16 protein-coding genes are annotated in these 23,778 nt (G+C 39.9%); 8 read left to right on the forward strand and 8 right to left on the reverse strand.

The features are described 5' to 3' along the window. Positions 1–34: 34 nt before the first annotated feature. The 4 genes from J671_RS10000 to J671_RS10015 are packed head-to-tail and all read right to left on the reverse strand — an operon-like array spanning position 35 to position 6,253. Positions 35–3,193: an efflux RND transporter permease subunit gene (locus tag J671_RS10000; protein ID WP_031982138.1), complete on the reverse strand. Its 3,159-nt coding sequence runs from the start codon at positions 3,191–3,193 to the stop codon at positions 35–37. Beyond that, positions 3,183–4,391 carry an efflux RND transporter periplasmic adaptor subunit gene (locus tag J671_RS10005; RefSeq protein ID WP_031982139.1) on the reverse strand — a complete coding sequence of 403 codons (1,209 nt, stop codon included), beginning with the start codon at positions 4,389–4,391 and terminating at the stop codon, positions 3,183–3,185. Before J671_RS10005 ends, J671_RS10000 begins: the two co-directional genes overlap by 11 nt. Continuing rightward, complete coding sequence (locus J671_RS10010) at positions 4,391–5,800, reverse strand: TolC family protein (protein WP_017392592.1); 1,410 nt, start codon at positions 5,798–5,800, stop codon at positions 4,391–4,393. The genes J671_RS10005 and J671_RS10010 overlap by 1 nt, the downstream gene beginning before the upstream one ends. A gap of 57 nt (positions 5,801–5,857) precedes the next feature. After that, on the reverse strand, positions 5,858–6,253 hold the full coding sequence (locus J671_RS10015; protein ID WP_342451356.1) for a cation efflux protein, CzcI-like: 396 nt from the start codon (positions 6,251–6,253) through the stop codon (positions 5,858–5,860). 153 nt (positions 6,254–6,406) lie between these two features. Between J671_RS10015 and J671_RS10020 the strand changes: the two genes are divergently transcribed. Further along, positions 6,407–7,099: a hypothetical protein gene (locus J671_RS10020; protein WP_031982142.1), complete on the forward strand. Its 693-nt coding sequence runs from the start codon at positions 6,407–6,409 to the stop codon at positions 7,097–7,099. Between the two features lie 330 nt (positions 7,100–7,429). Continuing rightward, positions 7,430–7,810, forward strand: coding sequence for a tetratricopeptide repeat protein (locus tag J671_RS10025; RefSeq protein ID WP_031959631.1), 381 nt, complete (start codon positions 7,430–7,432; stop codon positions 7,808–7,810). 43 nt (positions 7,811–7,853) lie between these two features. Here J671_RS10025 and ettA read toward each other — a convergent pair whose 3' ends face one another. Together ettA and J671_RS10035 are read right to left on the reverse strand one after the other, a co-directional pair. Next, positions 7,854–9,515, reverse strand: coding sequence for an energy-dependent translational throttle protein EttA (ettA, locus tag J671_RS10030; RefSeq protein ID WP_031982143.1), 1,662 nt, complete (start codon positions 9,513–9,515; stop codon positions 7,854–7,856). A 220-nt stretch (positions 9,516–9,735) separates the two neighbouring features. Next, entirely contained in the window at positions 9,736–11,457 is a 1,722-nt protein-coding gene (locus J671_RS10035; protein WP_031982145.1) for a thiamine pyrophosphate-dependent enzyme, read from the reverse strand. 254 nt (positions 11,458–11,711) lie between these two features. Between J671_RS10035 and J671_RS10040 the strand changes: the two genes are divergently transcribed. After that, positions 11,712–12,995, forward strand: coding sequence for an O-acetylhomoserine aminocarboxypropyltransferase/cysteine synthase family protein (locus J671_RS10040; protein WP_009499606.1), 1,284 nt, complete (start codon positions 11,712–11,714; stop codon positions 12,993–12,995). Positions 12,996–13,269: 274 nt separating this feature from the next. Continuing rightward, positions 13,270–14,160 (forward strand): SDR family NAD(P)-dependent oxidoreductase, encoded by an 891-nt coding sequence (locus J671_RS10045; protein WP_004711613.1) that lies wholly within the window; start codon positions 13,270–13,272, stop codon positions 14,158–14,160. A gap of 68 nt (positions 14,161–14,228) precedes the next feature. Here the strand turns inward: J671_RS10045 and J671_RS10050 are convergent, their stop codons facing one another. Then, positions 14,229–16,418 (reverse strand): bifunctional SulP family inorganic anion transporter/carbonic anhydrase, encoded by a 2,190-nt coding sequence (locus tag J671_RS10050; RefSeq protein ID WP_017392589.1) that lies wholly within the window; start codon positions 16,416–16,418, stop codon positions 14,229–14,231. Between the two features lie 299 nt (positions 16,419–16,717). After that, the gene (locus tag J671_RS10055; RefSeq protein ID WP_002052244.1) at positions 16,718–19,069 is read right to left on the reverse strand and encodes a Tex family protein; all 2,352 of its coding nucleotides are present in this window, start codon (positions 19,067–19,069) and stop codon (positions 16,718–16,720) included. Between the two features lie 655 nt (positions 19,070–19,724). On the opposite strand from J671_RS10055, the gene ompR reads away from it, so the two are divergent. The 4 genes from ompR to J671_RS10070 are packed head-to-tail and all read left to right on the forward strand — an operon-like array spanning position 19,725 to position 23,670. Beyond that, positions 19,725–20,489, forward strand: a complete 765-nt coding sequence (gene ompR / locus J671_RS10060; protein ID WP_000060753.1) for a two-component system response regulator OmpR — start codon at positions 19,725–19,727, stop codon at positions 20,487–20,489. A gap of 17 nt (positions 20,490–20,506) precedes the next feature. Further along, on the forward strand, positions 20,507–21,964 hold the full coding sequence (locus J671_RS10065) for an ATP-binding protein (RefSeq protein WP_002052250.1): 1,458 nt from the start codon (positions 20,507–20,509) through the stop codon (positions 21,962–21,964). 51 nt (positions 21,965–22,015) lie between these two features. Continuing rightward, the gene (locus J671_RS25005; protein ID WP_079377474.1) at positions 22,016–22,120 is read left to right on the forward strand and encodes a hypothetical protein; all 105 of its coding nucleotides are present in this window, start codon (positions 22,016–22,018) and stop codon (positions 22,118–22,120) included. Between the two features lie 35 nt (positions 22,121–22,155). Further along, entirely contained in the window at positions 22,156–23,670 is a 1,515-nt protein-coding gene (locus J671_RS10070; protein WP_017392587.1) for an acetyl-CoA hydrolase/transferase family protein, read from the forward strand. The last annotated feature ends 108 nt before the right edge of the window (positions 23,671–23,778 follow it).

Below are 23,778 nucleotides of genomic sequence, written 5' to 3' on the forward strand. Positions count from 1 at the left end.
CTGTCATCAAAAAAGATATCTCAAAATGATGACATTATGAATGCTCAGCGCTTTTCGCTTTGCTTTCATTCATCCATCGATAAATGACCGGTAATAAAACCAAAGTTAATATCGTAGATGAAATAATGCCACCGATTACGACCGTTGCCAAAGGTCGTTGCACTTCGGCTCCAGTTCCTGTTGCCAAAGCCATCGGAATAAAACCAAGTGAAGCAACAAATGCTGTCATTAATACTGGACGTAATCGTAATACCGCTCCTTTCCAGGTTGCCGCATGAACATCTAAAGTTGTTCTCAGCTCTTTAATAAACGTGAGCATGACCAAACCATTTAATACTGCAACACCCGATAAAGCGATAAAACCGACCCCAGCAGACATCGAAAGTGGTATATCTCTCAGCCATAAAGCCACTAATCCACCAGATAAAGCGAAAGGAACTCCACTAAATACCAGTAAGCTGTCTTTAAAATTACTGAATACGGCCATGAGCAACACAAAGATCATGATGAGCGCCATCGGCACAACGATTTGCATTCTTGCTGTAGCAGAAGCAAGATTCTCAAACTGTCCTCCATAACCTAACCAGTAGCCGCTAGGTAGCTTTTGCTGTGCCAGTTTGCTTTGCATCTCTTGTACAAAAGACCCAAGATCACGGTCACGCACATTTGCTGTCACAATGACGCGGCGCTTACCATTTTCACGACTTACTTGAGCAAGGCCTAGAATATTCTCAACCTTAGCGACGTCTTGTAACTGAATCAGACCACCATTTGGTAAGCGAATCGGTAACTGAGCTAACTGCTGAGGCGTACGCATGTTTTCCTGCAAACGAATCACAAAATCGAAACGTCTATCACCCTGTAAAATTTGCCCTACACTCTGCCCTCCAATACTGGCAGCCACAATATCCTGAATAGATTTGACTGATAGACCGTATTGGGCAGCCAATGCATGATCAACATCTACATTCAGTAATGGCAAACCGTCAGTCTGTTCAACTTTGACTTCACTGGCACCCGGAATGCTACGTAGCTGTTGAGCTATTTTTTCCGCTTCCTGATTGAGAACCTGCATATCGTCCCCAAAAATTTTCACCCCAATATCACTACGTACACCTGAAATAAGCTCATTAAAACGTAGTTCAATCGGTTGTGAAAATTCACTGTTATTACCAGGAATCTGGTTCACGAACTGCAGCATTCTGGCACGCAGTTCATCTATCGTTTCTTTAGGGTTTGGCCATTGATCGTGTGGTTTTAATAAAACAATACCATCGGAAATATTAGGAGGCATGACATCTGTAGCAACCTCGGCTGTTCCTGTTCTTGCAAAAATGGCTTTAATTTCGGGAAAAGCTTTCAATAACTGCTTTTCCACATTCTCCTGAATCTTAAGCGACTCTTCTATACCAGTGCTCGGTGCACGCATGAGTTGCAGTGCAAAATCACCTTCACTTAACTGAGGTGCGAACTCACTACCCACTCGTGTTGCAATTGCACTTGTCAAAATCAAGATGCTGACCGCTGCTGTGACAACAACATATCGGAAGGCATAAGCCTTATCGAGTAAGCCTGCATAACCTTTTTTCAAGCTCATCATCCAGCGGCTTTCTTTTTCCTTCACTTCACCCGTAACAAATAAAGCAACAGCTGCTGGAACAAAGGTCACAGATAAAATAATTGCTCCCAATAACGCTAAAACGACGGTCATTGCCATAGGATGGAACATTTTTGCTTCTACGCCTGCTAAAGCAAAAATTGGTAAGTACACGACCATAATGATGATCTGACCAAATATTAATGGACGTCGTGCTTGTTTAGCGGCTAGAAATACCTCTGTAAAACGTTCTGAACGTGTTAGTAAACGACCTTTTAAATGCTGCGCTTCAGCTAAACGCCGAATACAGTTTTCAACAATAACAACTGCCCCATCGACAATGATCCCGAAGTCCAAAGCTCCTAAGCTCATGAGGTTGGCACTAATTTTTTGTTCTGCCATGCCCGTTAAGGTAAAAAGCATTGCTAATGGAATAATACAAGCAGTGATTAAAGCAGCACGAAAGTTTCCTAAAAAAATGAACAGGATAACAATGACTAAAATCGCTCCTTCAATCAAATTTTTAGCTACTGTTTTAATTGCTTTATCTACGAGGCTACTACGATCATAGACTGTTTCAATCACCACACCCTGAGGGAGTGATCTTTGGATTTCCTGAACTTTTTGATCAATCGCTTTGGCAATGGTTTTACTGTTTTCACCCATCATCATCATGGCGATACCTAAAACAGTTTCCTGCCCATTATAAGTAGCACCACCAGTACGTAAGTCATGACCAATCGATACTGAGGCCACATCAGCAACCCGTATAGGCAAACCGTTTTTAGTAGCAACCGTAACATTCTGAATGTCTTGTATCGACGTCAGCATACCCGGTACACGGACTGTGAGTTGCTGACCATTCTCTTCAATAAATCCGGCACCGCGGTTTTCATTGTTATTTTGAAGCGCATCTTGTAAATCGGTGAGGGGAATCTGCAACTGCTGTAACCGCGTTAGATCTGGTGAAACCACATAGGTTTTGTTGTATCCACCAATGCTATTAACCTCGGCTACCCCTTGCACACGTTGCAACTGGGGCCGAATAATCCAGTCTTGAATTTCACGCAGGTCCATTGCGCTATAGGCTGAACCATCTGCTTTTTTAGCATTAGGTTCCGCTTTTACCACCCATTGATAAATCTCACCAAGTCCAGTTGAAATTGGAGACATTTGTGGATCAATACTATCGGGTAAAGCACTCTTAGCTTCTTGTAAACGTTGATTAATTAACTGTCTTGCCCAGTAAATGTCAGTACCATCCTTAAAGATAATCGTGACCTGAGAAAGACCATATCTGGAAATTGAACGAGTCTGTTCCAGATTTGGAATGCCGGACATGGCATTTTCAATCGGATAAGTAATCCTTTGCTCAACTTCCGGTGCTGTAAAACCATTAGCCTGACTATTGATTTGTACCTGCACATTGGTGATATCTGGCACGGCATCAATTGAAAGTTTCTGGTAGCTATAAATTCCAACACCAATCCAAGCAATAACAAACATCATGACCCAGATGGCATTTTTAATTGAAAACTGAATGATCCGATCAAACAAACCTTCAGCCGCTGGCAAATCAGGTTTATTAATGTCCATGCTCAGCCTCCCCTTTTTCAAGTTCGGACTTGAGCAAGAAACTACCTTGAGTCACATATTGCTGCTTTTCAGTAATTCCGGATTTAACCTCGACCCATTGTGCATCTGAAGAATAATTGCCTAACTCTACGGTAACTGGAGCGAAATGAATTTTGTCCTTCTCCTGTTTTGCAACAAAGACCACATTCTTTCCATCAATCTGTTGTACCGCTGCCTTGTTAACCCGTAATACCGTCGCTGCATTATTTTGTTTCAGTAACACGTTGACCATTAAGTTAGGACGTAATTCTTTTGAAGGTGTCAGCACCTTGGCCCGAACCTGTAATCGACCAGTTTGACTATCCGCTTCTGACGTTAAACTTTGTACCTGTGCTTTGAAAATATTGTTCGTTTGCAGTGATTTAAATTCAATTTCCTGATTAGGCTGAATATTGGTATTTGTACTTGGTAACACAAACTCAACCCATAACTGATCTAGACGATCAATAACAAATAACTGTTTTTCAGGGCCAATTTGCTCACCAATAACAATATCTTTACTGCTGATTACACCGCTTAAAGGTGCAGTTAAAACATATCGACCTTTACTTGAGCGAGTCGCTCCCAAGGCACTTAAACGGCTATTTGCAGCTTGTACCTGAATTTGCGCTTGACGATAAGCATTGTAAGCACGCTGATAATCTTGTCGTGCTGAAACACCTTGCTGCCACAATTGTTTTTCACGCTGATAATCTTGCTGAGCTAATGTTAGCGCTTCTTGCGCCATGCTTAAGTTAGCTTGTTGATCGACCAAATCTGGTACAAATAAAGTCGCAAGCGCCTGTCCCTTTTCAACTTGTTGTCCCAGCGCAACATTTACACTATCCACTCGGGCAGAAAATGTTGAAGAGACATGTGCTTGCTGGTCTGTATTTACAACAAGTTTGGCAGGGTATGAGAGATTCTGCTCAACTTCTCCGCGCCCTACTTGCTCTAACTTCACACCATATTCAACCAGTTGCTTGGAAGTGAGATTTAAACTTCCTTCCTCTTTTTCAGACTCTTCATGACCCGCTTCACCTTCTGCATGCCCTTCTTCACTTTTTTCAGTAGTGGACTGCTTTTTCCCTGAGAAAAATAACCAAGCACTTAAAGCAAGACAAGCAATCAGCAGCGAAAGAGCAATAAGCCATTGGTTTTTCATTTTTTTAACTGACATTACTCTGCCCCTCCAACTGTTGGCAACTTATAGGTGTCTTGCCATAAATTTTGATTAATTTGATTTAATGCATCTCCGGACATCACCATATTTGGATCGATCCCGAGAGCTAAACTTTCAGCCTCAATAGCTTTTTGCCAAGCAGATTTAAGGAGTTGAACTTTCTTCAATCGTTGTTCTTGTAATTGCAGGGTAGATTGCTGAACATCAGTAATTGCAAATTTACCGACTTTGAAGCCAAGCAACATTTTCTCCTGTACCGTCTCTGATAAAGGAATCTGTTGCTCATTCATCAAGTTATATTGCTGCTTTAAACCAGCCAACTCGTACTGTAGAGTACGAATAGAATCTAGGCTTTGCTTTTTATAAAAACTTTGCTGCTGGGCAATTAAATCAAGTTTGCTTTGGGCAATTTTCAGGGCATATTGCTGGCGATTAAAAATGTTTAAAGGAACCGCAATACCTACTCGAATCTGATTTTCGGTACTGCTCGTTTCTGCGGTTTTGCTACGAACCACGCCCATATTTACGGTAGGTGTTGGACGATTTTTTGCTTTTAAATAATTAATTTCAGAATTTTGTTGGATGGCTTGAAGTCGCATGGACTGTTCTAACAAATTCTGTTTTAAGTATTGATCGATGTCACCTTCATTTTTTAAAGGCCACGCACTTTTTATATCTGGACGTAAGGTGAAGTTATCTTCAGTCTCACCCCATAAGTTCGCCAATTTTCTTTTGGCACTACTTAGTGATAATTCAACTTCCTGATATAAACGTTGGTTTTCAACATGCGTCATTAAAGTCCGGTCTAAATCAACCTGAGCAATACTACCGGCCTGAAAGCGTAAACGAGTAGCATCTAAAAGGTTCTTACTCGTTTTTAATTGTGCTTTGGCAACTTCATGTTCAAGTTCCAAAATCGAAACTTGTGACCATAAATATTTGACAGCAAGCTTCAGTTGAGCCTCATATAAAACCTGATTTAACACAACTTGATTTTGCTGGACACTTGCCAGTTTTTTTGCTGCGGAACGTACACCAAAAACATCTAGTTTTTGCGATATACCAAGTTCTAGTTCCTGATCTTTTCCAGATTTAAAACCCGTTTGCTGTACAGAAACCGTCGGATTTTCCCATAACTGGCTCTGTCTGATATTGCTCTCTGCGATATCTTGTTGAGCTTGCCAAATTCCTGTTTGTGTCTGAAATTGCTTAACCTGCTCTAGTACTTGCTCAAACGTTAAAACATTCTGTATACGCTGCGGTTGAGTATTTTCAGCAAGGTTTTGATTTGAATTAGCCGCAGTTGTTACAACACTAGTTGAAAGCGCAACCGCAACAACTAATGATTTAAGTATCCAAGATGAGCTCAGACTAACGAAACGTTTTTCGTATAAAAAAATAGACATAAAGTAACCCTATGAAATAAATAATATTTCTGGTGGGTTATTTTTCGGCTATCCCACCTATAGCAGGGTTAAAACAGGAGGCGGGTCTTGTTTAGGGATATGAGGAGACTTATAAGAATTAGACCAATAATATTGTTGTTTTGGCTCAGATGACTGTATTAACGGTGAAACAATTTTTTCTTGTGCTTCTACAATCACAACATGAAAACATGAAGGTAAATGATCATGATGATCAGACAAGTTCAAAGGAGCTTTGTGACTAGTCCCTGCGACGTCAGTCTTTTCACTATGGCTATGCTGTGAAGATTCATAACTCAAAGCAGCATGATGTCCAAAATGATGCAATGCTTTTTCCTGATTTTCATGGGCGCAAAATGCCGCTGCCACATTCCATAAACTTTGGAATATAAGCAAACAGAATAAGACGGACATGAAAAGTGCAGAACGTGGCAACAGCACACCATTAAACTAAAAAGTTGAACAAAGCCACTATAGCAGGCTCCCGCCATGTAATAAAATTACAAAACATTGAATTATAGGTTCACTTTCTTACTTAGAAATTTTCCAAATTTTTCTGCATAAAAGAATTTTTTTAGAGCAATATGTATGTATAAAACTTTAACTACTTTTATATTAGTAACTTGCCTCGGTTTAAGCGGTTGTGCAACTACAATGTTGTCCAATACCCTTCCTAGCGAAACAACCGAAGTTAAGACAAATATTTTAAAAACTGATCAGATTATTGCACTCGGGCAAGCCGTTAAAGATGACCAAAAACAAGGTATTGTCTTTGTTGGTCAAGACTATAATTACTTAATGACTGATGGTAGTTCTGAATTTTTAAAGATTATTAAAACTATACCTACTAATGACAGAACACTTAATATCCCTTCCCCTCTTATACTCACTATGGAAGATGCAAATCATTTCAATGGTGTAATCCAAGTTCGCTATAACACCCAATTAGGAAATCTCAAAGAAAAACAAAAAGATATGTTAAAAAAATTGGGGTTTAGAGAAAATTTTAATGCAGTACTTGAGCAACAAAAAAATCAGTACCCCTATATTAATATTTTTTTCAAGGGCCAACTGTATGAAGCTAAAAATCCAAAAGATATACAGCAAAAATTAGAAAAACCATATGCCGTTGAACTACAAGAAAAAATTGAAACAACAACGAAGCACCCGTTTAAAAGCGCTACTCGCAAAGTACTCTATCCATTAGCGATGACTTTTGATGTGGTAACTATTTATCCGTTATTAATTTGGTCTGATTTAAGAGGCGATTTTAATAAATAAAAACTTTTTACTTAAATACAAAACTAGCTTTAAAGCTGGTTTTGTTTAAAAAAATTTCTTTTGTTTGATATTGATAAGTCTTATTGAATTCTTCGCATTCCAAAAAAAATTATGTTCTAGTTTTAAATTTACTCAAGAGAGTCTTTGTTTACCTATAAATTTCGCTAAGCGTAAAAACATCTGTAACTTTTATGTAAGCTAAAACCTCATCATTTTTCATCCAAATGCGCTATATCACATTTACAAAATAAAACATAAGATTTCAATATAAGGGACTAGCTTAAAAGTGTGAGTCAATTCAATCAGATTGAGGAACAAGGGGAGACTATCATGGATATGAAAACAATCAAGCATGGGCTTAATCACTTGTTTGCCTTTGAAAACTTCCCAGCCGATATGCATTCACAAGCTGAGGATGAAATTGAACAAGGCTTACGCTTTGAAGAGTTAGCCGTACAAGATCATGAACGTATGCAAAATTGGCTAGATATTACCCCAAACGACCGCAATGCGATGTGGTGTTACCTCCGTGCAGCTTTAAGAGGTAATGCTGACGCTTCTTTTAAACTTGGTATTGGCTATTTAAATGGTCAATTTGGTTTAGATAAAAACTACACTGAAGCTGAAAAGTGGTTAAACAAAGCAGCAAGTCAAGGTCATCCCGACGCTGAACGCTGCTTACAAGAAGCTTTCAGTAAACTTGCCTTCTAATAAAAAAACCAGCCCTTAGGCTGGTTTTTCAATTTAGGTGTAATTAGCCACCAATTTTTTTGTATTTCTTACGATGTGGTTGAGCATCATCACCAAGCTTAGCACGGCGATATGCTTCAAACTCGGTATAGTTACCTGTATAGAACTCTGGTTGCTCATCTTCAAATGACAAGATGTGAGTTGCAATACGGTCAAGGAACCAACGGTCATGCGATACAACCATTACCGTACCAGGGAATACCAAAATTGCATCTTCAAGTGCACGTAAAGTTTCTACGTCCAAGTCGTTTGATGGCTCATCCAGTAAGATAACGTTTGCACCTTGCTGTAAGATTTTTGCAAGTTGTAAACGGTTACGCTCACCACCTGACAATTCACCTACGCGTTTTTGCTGATCTTGGCCTTTAAAGTTAAAGCGACCAATATAAGCACGTGATGCAATTTCATAATCGCCCACTTTCAAGATATCTAAACCGCCAGAAACTTCTTCCCAAACTGTTTTGTTATCATCTAAAGTGTCACGAATCTGACCAACATAAGCAACTTTAACCGAATCACCCAGTGTTACAGTACCAGTGTCAGGTTTTTGCTCGCCTGTCATCATGCGGAATAAAGTCGTTTTACCCGCACCGTTAGGACCTACAATACCGACAATCGCTGCTGGTGGTACCGTAAATGACAAGTTTTCGTAAAGTAAACGGTCACCAAATGATTTACTGATGTTCTCTACTTCAACAACCTTGTTACCTAAACGTGGACCAGGTGGAATATAGATTTCAGAGGTCTCGTTACGCTGTTGGAATTCGCGTGAGTTAAGTTCTTCAAAACGCTCCATACGCGCTTTGTTTTTCTTTTGCTGACCTTTCGCATTTTGACGAACCCATTCAAGTTCTTTTTTCAATGCTTTAGCAAAAGATTCTTCTTGTTTCTGCTCTTGTTCTAAACGAGCATTTTTTTGCTCCAACCAAGAAGTATAGTTACCTTGGTAAGGAATACCATGCCCACGGTCAAGCTCTAAGATCCACTCTGCAACGTTATCAAGGAAATAACGGTCATGCGTAATCGCAACAATTGTACCAGGGAAGTCTTTTAAGAAACGCTCTAACCAAGATACAGACTCTGCATCCAAATGGTTCGTCGGTTCGTCAAGAAGTAACATATCTGGTTTAGAGAGCAATAAACGGCAAAGTGCTACACGGCGGCGTTCACCACCTGAAAGCTTACTTACGTCTGCATCCCATGCTGGAAGATTCAAGGCATCTGCCGCGATTTCAAGCTGGTTATTTAAGTTGTGTGCATCCCAAGCATGGATAATTGATTCTAATTTTTCCTGCTCTTTTGCAAGCGCATCAAAATCTGCATCTGGGTCTGCATATTCAGCAAATACCTGATCAAGACGTTCTAAAGCATCTAGAGCTTCACGTACGCCATCTTCAACGTTACCACGAACGTCTTTAGTTGGATCAAGCGGCGGTTCTTGCTCTAAATAGCCGATTTTAATTCCAGGTTGTGCACGAGCTTCACCAGAGAATTCTTTATCTACCCCAGCCATAATACGAAGCAAGGTAGATTTACCCGCACCGTTCAAACCGAGCACACCAATTTTGGCACCCGGGAAAAATGATAAAGAGATGTCTTTTAAGATTTCGCGCTTTGGCGGAACCATCTTAGACACTCGGTTCATCGTATAAATATATTGGGCCACGCAGGACTCCTCAATTGAAAAACCAACAGATCGCAATGAGCGAAAAATAGTAGCTATTATATGCTGAACGCAGCAAAAAAATAAGGCGTGATTAAGTTTAATCGTTTTTTATAACTGATAAATGAGGTCAAAATTGTTTCCTGATATAAAAAATGCATGATCTTGAATCATGCATTTTTCGCTTATTACACTGCTTGAAGACGAGTTCTTCTACATAGATTTATTTAAGAAAATTATTGACTAACAAATTTTTAACATCATCTCCCCGACCCGACATTAACGCTTTAATCGCATAGAGAGAGGTTGAAGAAACCTGATTCAGGTTAGGATCTGGCGGCATTACCAGCTCCATCGGATTGGTATGCACATCGAGTAAAGCAGGACCATCGTGTTTTAAAAAACTTTCCACGGCCTGTTCTAACCCGTTACCATGCGTTATCGTTTGTCCATGCAAACCAATTACGCGAGCAAGCTGACCGAAATCAGGATTGAGCAGGTCAGTATAATGGTCGAGCAATCCTTCCACTTTTTGTTCAAGCTCTACAAAATTGAGCGAACTATTATTAAATACCACAATCTTGATTGGCAGTTTTTCTTGAATTGTGGTGAGCAGATCTCCCAGTAACATGGCTAAGCCACCATCTCCACATAATGCAATGATCTGGCGGTTCGGGAATGCTTTTTGGGCTCCAAGTGCTTGAGGCATGGCATTGGCCATAGTGCCATGTAACAAACTGGTAAAGGTTCGACGTTTTCCATTTACGTCAATATGCCTTAATACCCATACCATCGGTGAGCCACCATCTCCGAAGAAAATTGCATCTTGATCTGCATAACGGTTGAGTAAAGACACCAGATATTGTGGATGAATCAGCCCATCTTTACCTACCCGCTCTTCTTTACGTCGTATTTCATCGCTCTCATGTTTCAACGCAAGACAATGATCTAGAAAATCACGCTCATGACGTGTTTCAAGCAGTGGCAATAATGCATCGAGTGTAGATGAAATTTTACCCACGGCACCTAATGTAATCGGATGGCGACGCCCCAAATGGGTCGGATCAATATCAATTTGCAAGATTTTGGCATGGCTTGGATAATACTGTGCCCATGCGAAATCGGTACCTAGCAAGATCAGCAAATCGCAATCCATGAGGGTGTGATAACCCGCTTTATTACCAAAAATACCCGTCATGCCCATATTGTATGGATTGTCGTATTCGACAAAATCCTTAGCACGTGAAGTATGTGCTACAGGAGCGTTTAACTTCTCTGCAAAAGCCACTAGTTGGTCATGCGCATCCTCACACCCAGCACCTGCATAAATTCCAATTCTTTGATGCTGTGAAATCAACTGAACAATCTGGTTGAGTTCGGACTTATTCGGCAAAATATCGGGATTAGTTTGGCGTGGTACAAAGGGTAGACCCGCCTCAGCCGACGCTGCACTAATATTGGCCGGAACAATAACCACCGCGACACCACGTTTGGTCAGCGCAGCCTGACACGCCATGCTCATAATATGTCTGGCTTGTGAAGGTTGAGTAATCTCTTCACAAAAAACCGAATTTTTTGCATAAACTGATTTAAAATCGACATATTGTGGAAAGTCGACAAATCCTGCCATCTCGGTAGAAATCTGGCTTGCAATCAAAATGACTGGCGCACGATTACGATGCGATTCATATAAACCATTAATGAAGTGTAGGCTTCCTGGCCCACACGATCCTGCACATGCCGTCAAGTGACCACTGAGTAAAGCATCTGTACCGGCTGCAAAACCACCAACCTCTTCGTGGCGTACATGAATCCATTCAATTTTACTCTTAGACATGGAGTCAGTGACATGGTTTAAGGTGTCACCCACAATACCGTAGCAACGTTGAACACCTGCTTGTTCCAGCATCTCAATGATAATATCAGATACTTTTTGAGTACTCATTAGTTCACTTCTCCAGCTTTTTTATCATGAATTGAATTACTTGTATTTTTATAGTGTTCTTGCGGGCGGCAGACCGCCAGTAAGTTTTTGTGGCGTTCTCTCAACTTCATGTAAATTTAATTGAGTGATTCGAAAAAAATAAAATAAGCTCTTTTATACTTAAAAATGCTGAACTTTACATAAAAATATCTAAATCATGAATAAAGAGTATGCTAAAAAATCTGGATTATTCTTTAACCACTTCGATGATAACAATGTCAAATACATACCGAGACGAAACCTTAGCCATTCACGCAGGCTACACACCTGAAGCAACAACAAAAGCAGTAGCTGTTCCAATTTATCAAACAACTTCATATGCATTTGATAATACCCAACACGGTGCAGACCTTTTCGACTTAAAAGTTCAAGGCAATATTTATACCCGTATTATGAACCCGACCACTGCTGTGCTTGAGCAACGCCTTGCTGCTCTCGAAGGTGGCATTGGTGCTTTAGCTTTAGCATCCGGAATGGCAGCAATTACCTATGCCATTCAAACCATTACTGAGGCGGGAGACAATATTGCTTCAGTCTCAACTTTATATGGCGGTACATACAACTTATTTGCCCATACGCTGCCAAAACAGGGAATCGAAGTTCGCTTTTTCGATTATCAAAAACCCGAAAGCTTACGTAACTTAATAGACGATAAAACTAAGCTTGTTTTTGTCGAGTCAATTGGTAACCCGCTCGGCAATATCATCGATTTAGAAGCAATTTCAAAAATCGCCCATGAATATGGTGTACCTGTCGTTGTCGATAACACAGTTGCCACCCCTGCTTTATTAAAACCATTTCAATATGGAGCTGATATCGTTATCCATTCGCTTACTAAATATATTGGTGGTCATGGTAATAGTATTGGCGGTGCAATCGTCGATAGCGGTAAATTTCCTTGGGGTAAATATCCAGAACGTTTTAAAGTTTTGAATACACCCGACCCAAGCTATCATGGTGTGAACTATGTCGAAGCATTAGGTGAGGCTGCCTATATAGCACGAGCTCGCGTGGTGCCATTACGCAATACAGGCGCAGCTATTAGCCCGCTCAGTGTTTTCTTAATTTTACAGGGTCTCGAAACTCTAAACTTACGTATTGAACGTCATACTGAAAATGCTCAGAAAATTGCGGAATATTTGCAAAACCATCCGAAAGTAAAATGGGTCAATTACGCAGGTCTAAAAGATCATCCACAACATCAACTTGCACAAAAATATGTAAAAGGCAAACCTTCTGCAATTTTATCTTTTGGCGTTCAGGATGGCCGTGAAGGCGGTACTCGTTTTATTGATGCACTAAAGTTATTTACCCGTCTTGTGAACATTGGCGATGCGAAAAGTTTAGCTTGCCACCCCGCAACCACAACTCACCGCCAGCTCAATGAACAAGAACTAAAAGCTGCCGGCGTAAGTGAAGATATGGTTCGCCTATCTATTGGTATTGAGCATGTTGATGACCTAATTGCCGATTTAGAACAAGCACTTTCATCTGTATAAATTTTAAACTTATCTATCAAGCCTCTGGAATATAGAGGCTTTTTTTATTTTCAAGTGATTTAACCCTCAATAATAATTAATGGATTAGGGTAATAATTTAGAGTTTTTACTCTAAATAAATTGTTAAATTTCATATATTTACACACTAGACAATTTTTAAACATCTATTAAGATAGGGCAATATTTAGGAGTTCATCAGGATGAACCAACGGTTGTAAAAATAAAAATTACATACCGGAATAAATAGCCCCTGCCCCTACTTAGGTAAAATGCTGTGAATAAAAAATTAGAAGCTCTGTTCCAGGAAAAGGTACAAGGTAAAGTCATTTTAGTGACAGGCGCCTCAAGTGGAATCGGTTTAACGATTTCCAATAAACTTGCTGACGCTGGTGCACATGTTTTACTGGTTGCCCGTACTCAAGAAACATTAGAAGAAGTCAAAGCAGATATTGAAAGCCGTGGCGGTCAGGCATCAATTTTCCCATGTGATCTGAACGACATGGAAATGATTGATCAGGTTTCTAAAGAGATTCTAGCTTCTGTTGATCATATTGATATTTTAATTAATAACGCTGGTCGTTCTATTCGTCGTGCTGTTCATGAGTCTTATGACCGTTTCCACGACTTTGAGCGTACCATGCAATTAAATTACTTTGGCGCTGTGCGTTTGGTTCTTAATATTTTACCGCACATGATTCAACGTAAAGACGGACAAATTATTAATATTAGTTCGATTGGTGTATTAGCAAATGCAACACGCTTCTCGGCTTATGTTGCCTCTAAAGCTGCGCTTGATGCATTTAGCCGTTGTCTTTCTGCCGAAGTTCATGCACATAAAATTGCAATCACCTCAATTTATATGCCTTTAGTGCGTACTCCTATGATTGCGCCGACTAAAATTTATAAATATGTACCGACTCTATCACCTGAACAAGCAGCGGACTTAATTGCTTATGCGATTGTGAAACGTCCGAAACGTATTGCCACAAACTTAGGCCGTTTAGCTTCTATGACGTATTCGGTAGCACCTGGTATTAACAATATGTTTATGTCGATCGGTTTCCGTCTATTCCCAAGTTCAGATGCAGCAAAAGGTAAAAAGACTGAGAAACTAAATTGGGCACAGAAAGCTTATGCACGTCTTTTCCCTGGTGAGCATTGGTAATCTGCCATATTAAGGTTATTTAAAAATAAAAAAGCGCCTCTCATTAGGCGCTTTTTTATTAATCCTATTTAAGCATCTAAAAACTCAACATGCCCTGTTTTAACATCATAAATCGCACCAATAATTGCAATCTCACCACGATCTAGCAGGTCTTTCAGTACTGTGCTGTTATTAATAATATATTGAATATTGTAGTGAACATTCATTGCTGTCACCTGATTAATAAAAGCTTTATTTAACTCACGCGGTTGCATAATGTCATATACGCTTTCTACCGAACGCATGAGTGGGCCAAGCACATATTGAATATGCGGCATTTCTTTGACATCAGAAACTTGCTTTTGCTGTAAACGTAACTGACATGCGCTGGTCACTGCACCACAGTCAGTATGGCCTAAAACTAAAATGACTTTTGAACCTTTTGCCTGACAAGCAAACTCAAGTGAGCCAAGTACTTTTTGACCTGCAATATTACCGGCAATCCTTAAACTAAATAGATCACCAATACCTACATCAAAAATCATTTCAGTGGGAGCACGAGAATCCATACATCCTAAAACAGCCGCAATCGGATGTTGGCCTTCATCTGCGGTGACACGAATTTGACGGTAAATATCGCGTTGTAAACGTTCATTTTTCACAAAGCGTTCATTACCTTCCTTAAGTAAGGTAACCACCTGCTGCGGACTTAATTTACGCTGTAAATCTCTGGTACTAATGTAGATATCAAGAACTGCATCATCTACTTCTTCATAGTGCTGCTTAAACCCAATGAGTTTGAGATCGACCTGACGCTTAACTGCAGTTTCATTCTGATAATCTTGAATGACCTGATAGATATCGGGATCAATCGAATCGCATTGAGTGGCATCAATAATCAACTGCTGATCTTTATGAACATGCTCTAATGCAGAAATGAGCGCTGAACGATTCAGAAAAGTGACCTGTGATGGAAGCTCAATACGCGTCACAATTCCATGTAAATGCTTTTCTTTATAAACACGAACGCCTTTATTAAAGTTGCCATACAAAATAAATGCACTACTGGTAAATAGACCTACCAAAATTCCGGTTAACAAGTCTGTCAGTAAAATTGCAACGAGAGTGATAATGAAAGGTAAAAACTGTTTCCAGCCTTTTTGATAAAGCTGTTTAAATAACTTTGGATGAGTCAGTTTAAAACCAGTCACGATTAAAATCGCTGCAAGTGCAGACAATGGAATCATGTTCATAAGTTGAACAAAGAATAAAACTGCTAGTAGCAATAATATGCCGTGAATAATCGTGGAATATTTACTCCGTGCGCCTGTATTTGCATTTACAGAACTGCGGACAATGACTGATGTGACTGGCATGCCGCCAATTAAACCTGAAACAATATTCCCCGCACCTTGTGCCCACAGTTCACGGTTAGGTGGAGATGAACGCTTTTGAGGATCAAGTTTATCGGCCGCTTCTAAGTTTAGTAATGTCTCTAAAGACGCCACAATCGCGAGTGTAATTGCTCCGGTATAAATCAATGGTTCAGCCAGATAGCTAAAGTCTGGAAAAACCAATACCTCTTCTGGTGCTTGTAATATATTTGGTAGTTGAATCAAATTATTGGTTTGGACTGCCCAAGATGAGCCAATATTCATTAAGACAAAATTTAAAACTGCAGCAATGACTACAGCAATTAAAGCTGAAGGTAGTGCTAATTTTTTAAGTGGGCTGCTGTCCCAAGCTAAAATTAAAAATAAGCTCAGCAGTCCAATCAACGCCGCGCCAGTGTCAAACTTTTGGATAACCGTATCTGGTGTAGCAGTCCAAACGTCTTTCCATGAAAAATCAGTCAATCCAAATAAATACGGTAGTTGCGTCACAATAAGAATGGCACCAATGGCAGCCAGTAATCCTAAAATGACATTGTTTGGAATAAAGTTGGCAAAGAAACCCAACTTAAATACACCAAACAGAATTTGTAAAATTCCTGCAAATACAATACACAATAAAAAGGCGGCATAATTGCCGCCTAATTGGTCGAGTTGTACAAGGATGACCGCAGTCAACCCTGCTGCTGGGCCAGAGACACTGATGTGAGAACCACTCAGCAGGCCAACAATAATTCCACCAACAATTCCGGCAATAATACCAGAAATGATTGGAGCGCCTGAGGCTAAGGCAATACCCAAACATAAGGGTAAAGCCACGAGAAATACGACCACTCCCGAAAGGAGATCGTTTAAATGAAATCTATTTTTCAGTTCTAAAGCCGGCATAAAAACAACCATTTATAATATAAAAAAACAATCAATTTTTAATATAACTGCCTGAAAGTGATGAACTTACCTCAAGGCTTTATCGATATTGTCTGACATCGGTAAAGGGTTAAAGTTGAGTTATGCTATAACGTTGTATAGTTGATTGTAGATTTCACACCGTTTTTGTTGATCTTAAGATTCACCTCATCTTTACCACTGCGATTTCTGAAAAACCGAATTTCACAATCTCTAAAGCAAACTTTAAAAATAATAAAAAACCTCCCGTTTGGGAGGTTTTTTAGGTGTTCTAAAGGCTCTTATTTAGAACCTTTAATTCCTGCTTGTAGTAACAATGCACCAAACCCACCAATTTTTTGTTCTTGTGGTTTTTCTTGTTTGCTACGTTGTGGGCGTTCAACCTGATCTTTACGTGGTTGTTGAGGACGCTTACCTTGCGGCTTACGCTCAGAACGCTGTTCGTTATTTTGCTCACGACGCGGTGGACGCTGTGCCTTAACAGGCGCGGCACCTTCTGCACGCATACTCAAGTTCACACGGTTACGCTCAGCATCAACTTGCATCACACGCACTTGTACGATTTGACCTGGTTTTACCACTTTATGCGGGTCAGAAACGAATTCATTCGCTAATTCAGAAATATGAACTAAACCATCTTGGTGTACGCCAATATCAACAAAGGCACCAAAATTCGTCACGTTCGTTACCACACCTTCAAGCTGCATACCTTCAGTCAACTGAGCAACTTCAGTAATGTCTTCACGGAATTTAGCTGTGCGGAATTCTGGACGTGGGTCACGACCCGGTTTTTCAAGTTCTGCTAAAACATCCTGAATAGTCGGCAAACCGAATTTGTCATCAACAAACTCTTCTGCTTTCACCTGACGAATAATTTCAGTATTACCAATAATGTCTTTAACAGTTGTCGCTTTTGCTGCAACAATTTTCTCGACAAGACCATAACTTTCAGGGTGAACAGCAGAAGCATCTAAAGGTTCAGAACCATTTTGGATACGTAAGAAACCAGCTGCTTGTTCAAAAGTACGCTCGCCTAAACGTGGTACGCTTTTCAATGCTTGACGGTTATCAAAACGGCCATGTTCTTTACGGTATTCAACGATTTGCTGAGCAATCGCTTTATTTAAACCTGCAATGTAAGCCAAGATTGCTGGTGAAGCAGTATTTACATCAACACCAACAGCGTTCACACAGTCTTCTACCACTGCATCAAGCGTTTTTGCTAAACCAGTTTGGTTTACGTCGTGTTGATACTGACCTACACCAATCGATTTCGGGTCAATCTTCACAAGTTCAGCAAGTGGATCTTGTAAACGGCGCGCAATAGACACTGCGCCACGAATTGAAACATCAAGCTCTGGAAGTTCTGCTGCAGCAAGTTCACTTGCAGAGTAAACAGATGCACCTGCTTCGCTTACAGTCACACGTGTTAATTTAAGGTCTGTATTTGCAGCCATCATTTCTGCAACCACAGCTTCTGTTTCACGGCTCGCCGTACCGTTACCAATCGCAATAAGCTCGACATTATATTCACGGCATAGACGTGCAAGCTCAGCAATAGAGCCTTCTTTGTCTTCTTTAGGCGCAAATGGGTAAATCGTGCTGTGAGCAAGTACATCACCAGCATCGCTTACAACAGCCAATTTCACACCAGTACGAATACCAGGGTCAACACCCAAAGTCGTACGGCTACCCGCTGGTGCAGATAACAATAAATGACGAAGGTTTTCAGCAAATACCTGCATTGCTTCTGCTTCGGCAGCAAGACGTTTTTCTGTCAGTAATGAATGCTCGATTTGAGGACGAACTTTACCTAACCAGAATAATTTTGCAGTTTGCTTCAAGAAGTCTTGGCGAGCTTGTGGCTGAATTTGATCTAGGTTGTATTCAGTTTCAATACGTGCCAATGGTGCATCATCTTCACCATCTACTTTTAAACCAAGTACGTTTTCTTGACGGCCACGTAACATTGCCAATAAACGATGAGAAGGTAATTTGTTGAGGCCTTCAGAAAATTCAAAGTAATCGCGGAACTTTTTGCCCACTTCTTTCTTTTCTTCAGAAGCAACAGTACTTTTTAGCACTGCTGTTTTTGCAAAAGTCGCTTTTAATTCTGTAGTAAGCGCAATGTTTTGTGCCCAATCATCAATCAAAATATGCTGGATTGCGTCTAACTGACTTTCTACATCTGGGTAGTCTTCATGACTAAAACCAGCTAATGCTTCTGTCGGATCAATTTGTTCTGAAATAATTTTTTCGGCAATTGGCCCCAGACCCGCTTCTTTCGCCTTGAAAGACTTGCTCGTACGTTTAGGACGGTACGGCGCATAAATTTCTTCTAAAGCATTTTTTGTTTCGGCTGCATTCACCCGCGCCAACAAGTCATCATTCAATTTATTCTGTTCTTGCAATGACTGAATGACCTTTTCACGGCGCTCATATAAATCACGTAAATACGCTAAACGAGTATCTAATTGGCGTAACTGCGTATCATCTAAACCTTGTGTTACTTCTTTACGGTAACGGGCAATGAATGGAACACTGGCACCTTCATCAATTAAGCGGATGGCAGCTTCTACTTGGTTTGGACGTACGGCAAGCTCACTTGCCAACTGCTGAACTAAGTCAGTCATCGTGTTTGATCCCACAAGGATAAAGTTTAAAAGCACTGATTATAAAGACCAAGACTATAAAATCCACACTTGTTTGCGTATTCAAAACGTTTTTTTGTATTGACTGTGAATTTTTCACATTCTTTACTTCATAAAAAACGTTTTAGCTATTCATTTTGGTCTTCAAACCCATATTTTACTTTTTAAAAAATCTGAAATTTATAGGATATCCGTTAAGTAAAATGAAATTTTTAATATAAATTACGAGAAAATGAACATATTGATACAGTATCAGAATGAACAAAATTATAGTTTTTCTTATCTGTCTAAATAGATTATTAAGCTTTAATATTTGAATGAGTTCTCAACCTCTTAGAAAATAAGCTTTAAAAAGCAGCGTTGATTTTTAAAATAATCTATTTGAAACAATTATTTATTAAAATTTAATCGAATAGAATTTAACGAGTGACCGAATGCTTGGTTTTTTCTTTAAGGCTTTGCTAAATTATGGGCATAAGATGTTGTTTTTTGGTTTCAAGCCCCTACGAAAATTGTAATTTTGAGCAAATTGATACATAGTCTTAACAAGAACATCGGCATTATACTGAGGGCTTGTTGGCAATAAGCCTAACCGATCCAATAATATATAAATTATGACTTTAAAAGGGAGTACATCATGAGTTTAGTTGTACCTGCTGAACATCCTGAAACCGTACATAACGAAACGGATCGTGTCGAACGCATTTTAGTGGTCGATGACGATGTGCGTTTACGTACCCTCTTGCAACGTTTTTTGGAAGATAAAGGCTTTGTTGTAAAAACTGCCCACGATGCCTCACAAATGGATCGTTTATTACAACGTGAGTTATTTTCACTTATCGTACTCGACTTTATGTTGCCCGTTGAAGATGGTTTAAGTATCTGTCGTCGTTTACGTCAGTCAAACATTGATACACCTATTATTATGCTAACTGCACGTGGTAGCGACTCTGACCGTATTGCTGGTCTTGAAGCTGGTGCAGATGACTATTTACCGAAACCATTCAACCCAAATGAGCTTTTAGCACGTATTCGCGCAGTATTACGTCGTCAGGTTCGTGAAGTTCCGGGTGCTCCAAGCCAACAAGTTGAAGTGGTTAGCTTTGGTCCATGGTCTTTAGATTTATCTACACGTACGCTTACTCGTGAAGGACAAATCGTTACTTTGACCACGGGTGAGTTTGCCGTATTGAAAGCATTGGTACAGCATCCACGTGAACCGTTAACGCGCGACAAACTTATGAACTTGGCTCGTGGCCGTGAATGGGGTGCAATGGAGCGCTCAATTGACGTTCAAGTGTCTCGTCTACGTCGTTTAATTGAAGATAACCCAGCACGCGCACGTTATATTCAAACGGTATGGGGTGTAGGTTATGTATTTGTTCCAGATGGTGCTGAATAAGCTTGAGATAAATTAGAGTGAGTTTAGAGCCAATACCACCGCAAAACTTTACCGACTACGTTGCGTACTCAGAGCGTAAACGGACGAGATGGGAACGTTTTCTCGACAAAATTAAGCCACGTTCTGCTGCCATGCGTACCACAATTTTGGTACTGCTGGTGGTGTTCTTTAGCCTCTTTATGTCATTGTGGTTTTTTTGGCGAACCCTCTATTTACCCGAAATTCAACAGCATGCCCGTTATTTGGCTGTTGAACTCGAGCTAGTGAACAACCCTAATATACGTATTTTTCATCGTGATACAGAAGTTGATGTTGATACTTGGCTGCGTAATCGGGTTGGCATTGAATATATAACCGACCCTAAAGAGTATCCAAGCGTTCGCGATAAAGTCATTGCAGAGTTTTTTACCAACCAAGTTGAACAAAAACTTGCAAATGAAATTGGCGCAAAAGACGTTACAGTTTACTTCCAGTTTAAACCTAGCCCACGCATCTGGATTCAAACACCAGAAATGCATGGCAATTGGGTTCGTGAGCCTTTAAAAACCTATGCAAACTATAGTCCTGAGCTATTAATTGGTTGGGTTGTGGGTGTGCCATTAGTTTCGGCCATCATTATTTTAATTTTGATTCGTCAAATGAACCGCCCATTACGTCGTTTGCAAAATGCTGCCAACGAATATAGTAAGTCTGGAACAGCACCATATTTAGATACTAACCATGGCCCTTTAGAAATTCGCCAGGTAAACCAAGCATTTAACCGCATGGTGTATACACTTGAGCAGACCGAGCGTGAAAGACGGATTATGCTAGCGGGTATTTCACACGATTTAAGAACCCCGCTTACACGTATTCGTTTAACCGCTGAAATGTTGCCTGATGAATTTCTACGTGAAGGTTTGGTCTATGATGTAGATGATATGGATGCAATTTTGAATCAGTTCATCTCGTATATGCGGGATGGTTCAGATGAAGAATTAAAAGACACCAATATCAATATATTATTGCAAGAATTAATTGTTCAATTTAAACCGCTTGATATTCGTTTTGAGGTGCAAGATGTTCCGATTATTCCTGCACGTAGCCTTTCTTTAAAACGTCTGATTGCCAACCTCATTAATAACGCAAAACGTTATGGTGCGGAACCAATCGAACTCAGCGCCAAAGTTGAAAATGAACATATTTTAATTACGGTTGCTGACCATGGTGAAGGCATTCCAGAAGATCAGATTGAAGAATTAATGCAGCCATTTGTAAGAGGTAACTCTGCCAGGACCATTCAAGGCAGTGGTTTAGGCCTTGCAATTGTTAAGCGTATTGTCGACATTCATCAAGGTGAAATTCAAATTCATAACCGTGAACAAGGCGGTTTAGAAGTGATTATTTCATTACCTATTCCAAAACCAGCGGCCGAAGAAAACACAACGCCAAATCCTTTGGAAAAAATTAAACAAACTTTAAGTGAGCGCTTCTAATTTGATCAATTGATCATTTAAAGCGCTATTTTAAAATTTATTAAATACTAAATAAATCAATGTATTAAAAGTCATAAAATAAATTTATACCGCCATTTATTTAAAAAATTAGACCTTAGCCTAACACCTATGCACTTTTCATTTTTTCATAGCTAAAATCCGGTATGTTTTGACAATATTGAGGATGTCCAATGTCTTTAAGTCGTATTCGCCTAGCTTCTCTTCATGACAAGGTCATCAGTGCTGAACAAGCTGCGCAATTCATCGAAAATGGAATGACTGTTGGTATGAGTGGTTTTACTCGTGCTGGCGAAGCTAAAGCTGTTCCTCAAGCACTTGTAGAGCTTGCAAAAAAGAATCCGTTAAAAATCACGTTAATTACGGGTGCTAGCTTAGGTAATGACTTAGACAAACAACTCACGGAAGCAGGTGTTTTATCTCGTCGTATGCCATTTCAGGTAGACAATACTTTACGTCGTGCGATTAACAACGGCGAAGTTATGTTCATTGACCAACATTTATCAGAAACTGTTGAGCAAATGCGTAACCAGCAACTTAAACGTCCAGATGTTGCGGTGATTGAAGCAATTGCAATTACTGAAGATGGTGGCATTATTCCAACAACTTCTGTGGGTAACTCTGCAAGTTTCGCAATTTTTGCTGAAAAAGTTATTGTTGAAATCAATACCTCTTTAAGCGAAAGCTTTGAAGGTTTGCACGACATCTATATTCCAACTTACCGTCCAACACGTACGCCAATTCCATTAACAAAAGTGGATGAGCGTATTGGTACAACAGCCATCCAGATCGATCCTGCAAAAATTGTAGGTATTGTCTTTAACGATACACATGACTCACCATCAACAGTCACTCCTCCAGATGATGAGACTCAAGGCATCGCAAATCACCTGATTGCTTTCTTTGAAAAAGAAGTTGCTGAAGGCCGTTTACCTAAGAACCTTGGTCCATTACAAGCAGGAATCGGTTCAATTGCCAATGCAGTATTAACAGGTTTAAAAGATTCTAATTTTGAAGACCTCATCATGTACTCAGAAGTACTACAAGACTGTACTTTTGAACTCATTGATGCAGGTAAAATGAAGTTTGCTTCTGGTAGCTCAATTACCCTTTCAGCTAAATGTGGTGAGAAAGTTTTTGGCAATATCGAAGCTTACAAAGACAAATTAGTACTTCGTCCACAAGAAATTTCGAATCACCCTGAGCTTGTACGTCGTTTAGGTATTATCGGCATTAACACTGCACTTGAGTTTGATATTTACGGCAACGTGAACTCAACTCACGTATGTGGTACTAAAATGATGAACGGTATTGGTGGTTCAGGCGACTTCGCTCGTAATGCTCACTTGGCAATTTTTGTGACCAAATCAATTGCTAAGGGTGGCGATATCTCTTCTATTGTGCCAATGGTAAGCCACGTTGACCACAGTGAACACGACGTTGATATTTTAGTAACAGAGCAAGGTTTAGCAGACTTACGTGGCTTAGCACCTCGTGAACGTGCTCGCGCAATTATTGATAACTGTGTGCATCCGCTTTACCGTGATGCATTGAACGACTACTTTGATCGTGCCTGTGCCAAAGGTGGACATACTCCTCATTTACTTCGTGAAGCATTGTCTTGGCATGCAAACTTCGAAGAAACAGGTCAAATGCTTCAAGCGGCACCTGTTGCAAAATCAGCGTAAGCAATATTTTTAATTTAAGCACTCCTACGGGGGTGCTTTTTTATTTGTTTAAATTATTCACAACTACTGCTCAATTGCGTATTTTTATTTTATCTTTTCAATACATCA

The organism is Acinetobacter sp. 1130196, from assembly GCF_000588095.1.
GTDB lineage: Bacteria > Pseudomonadota > Gammaproteobacteria > Pseudomonadales > Moraxellaceae > Acinetobacter > Acinetobacter nosocomialis.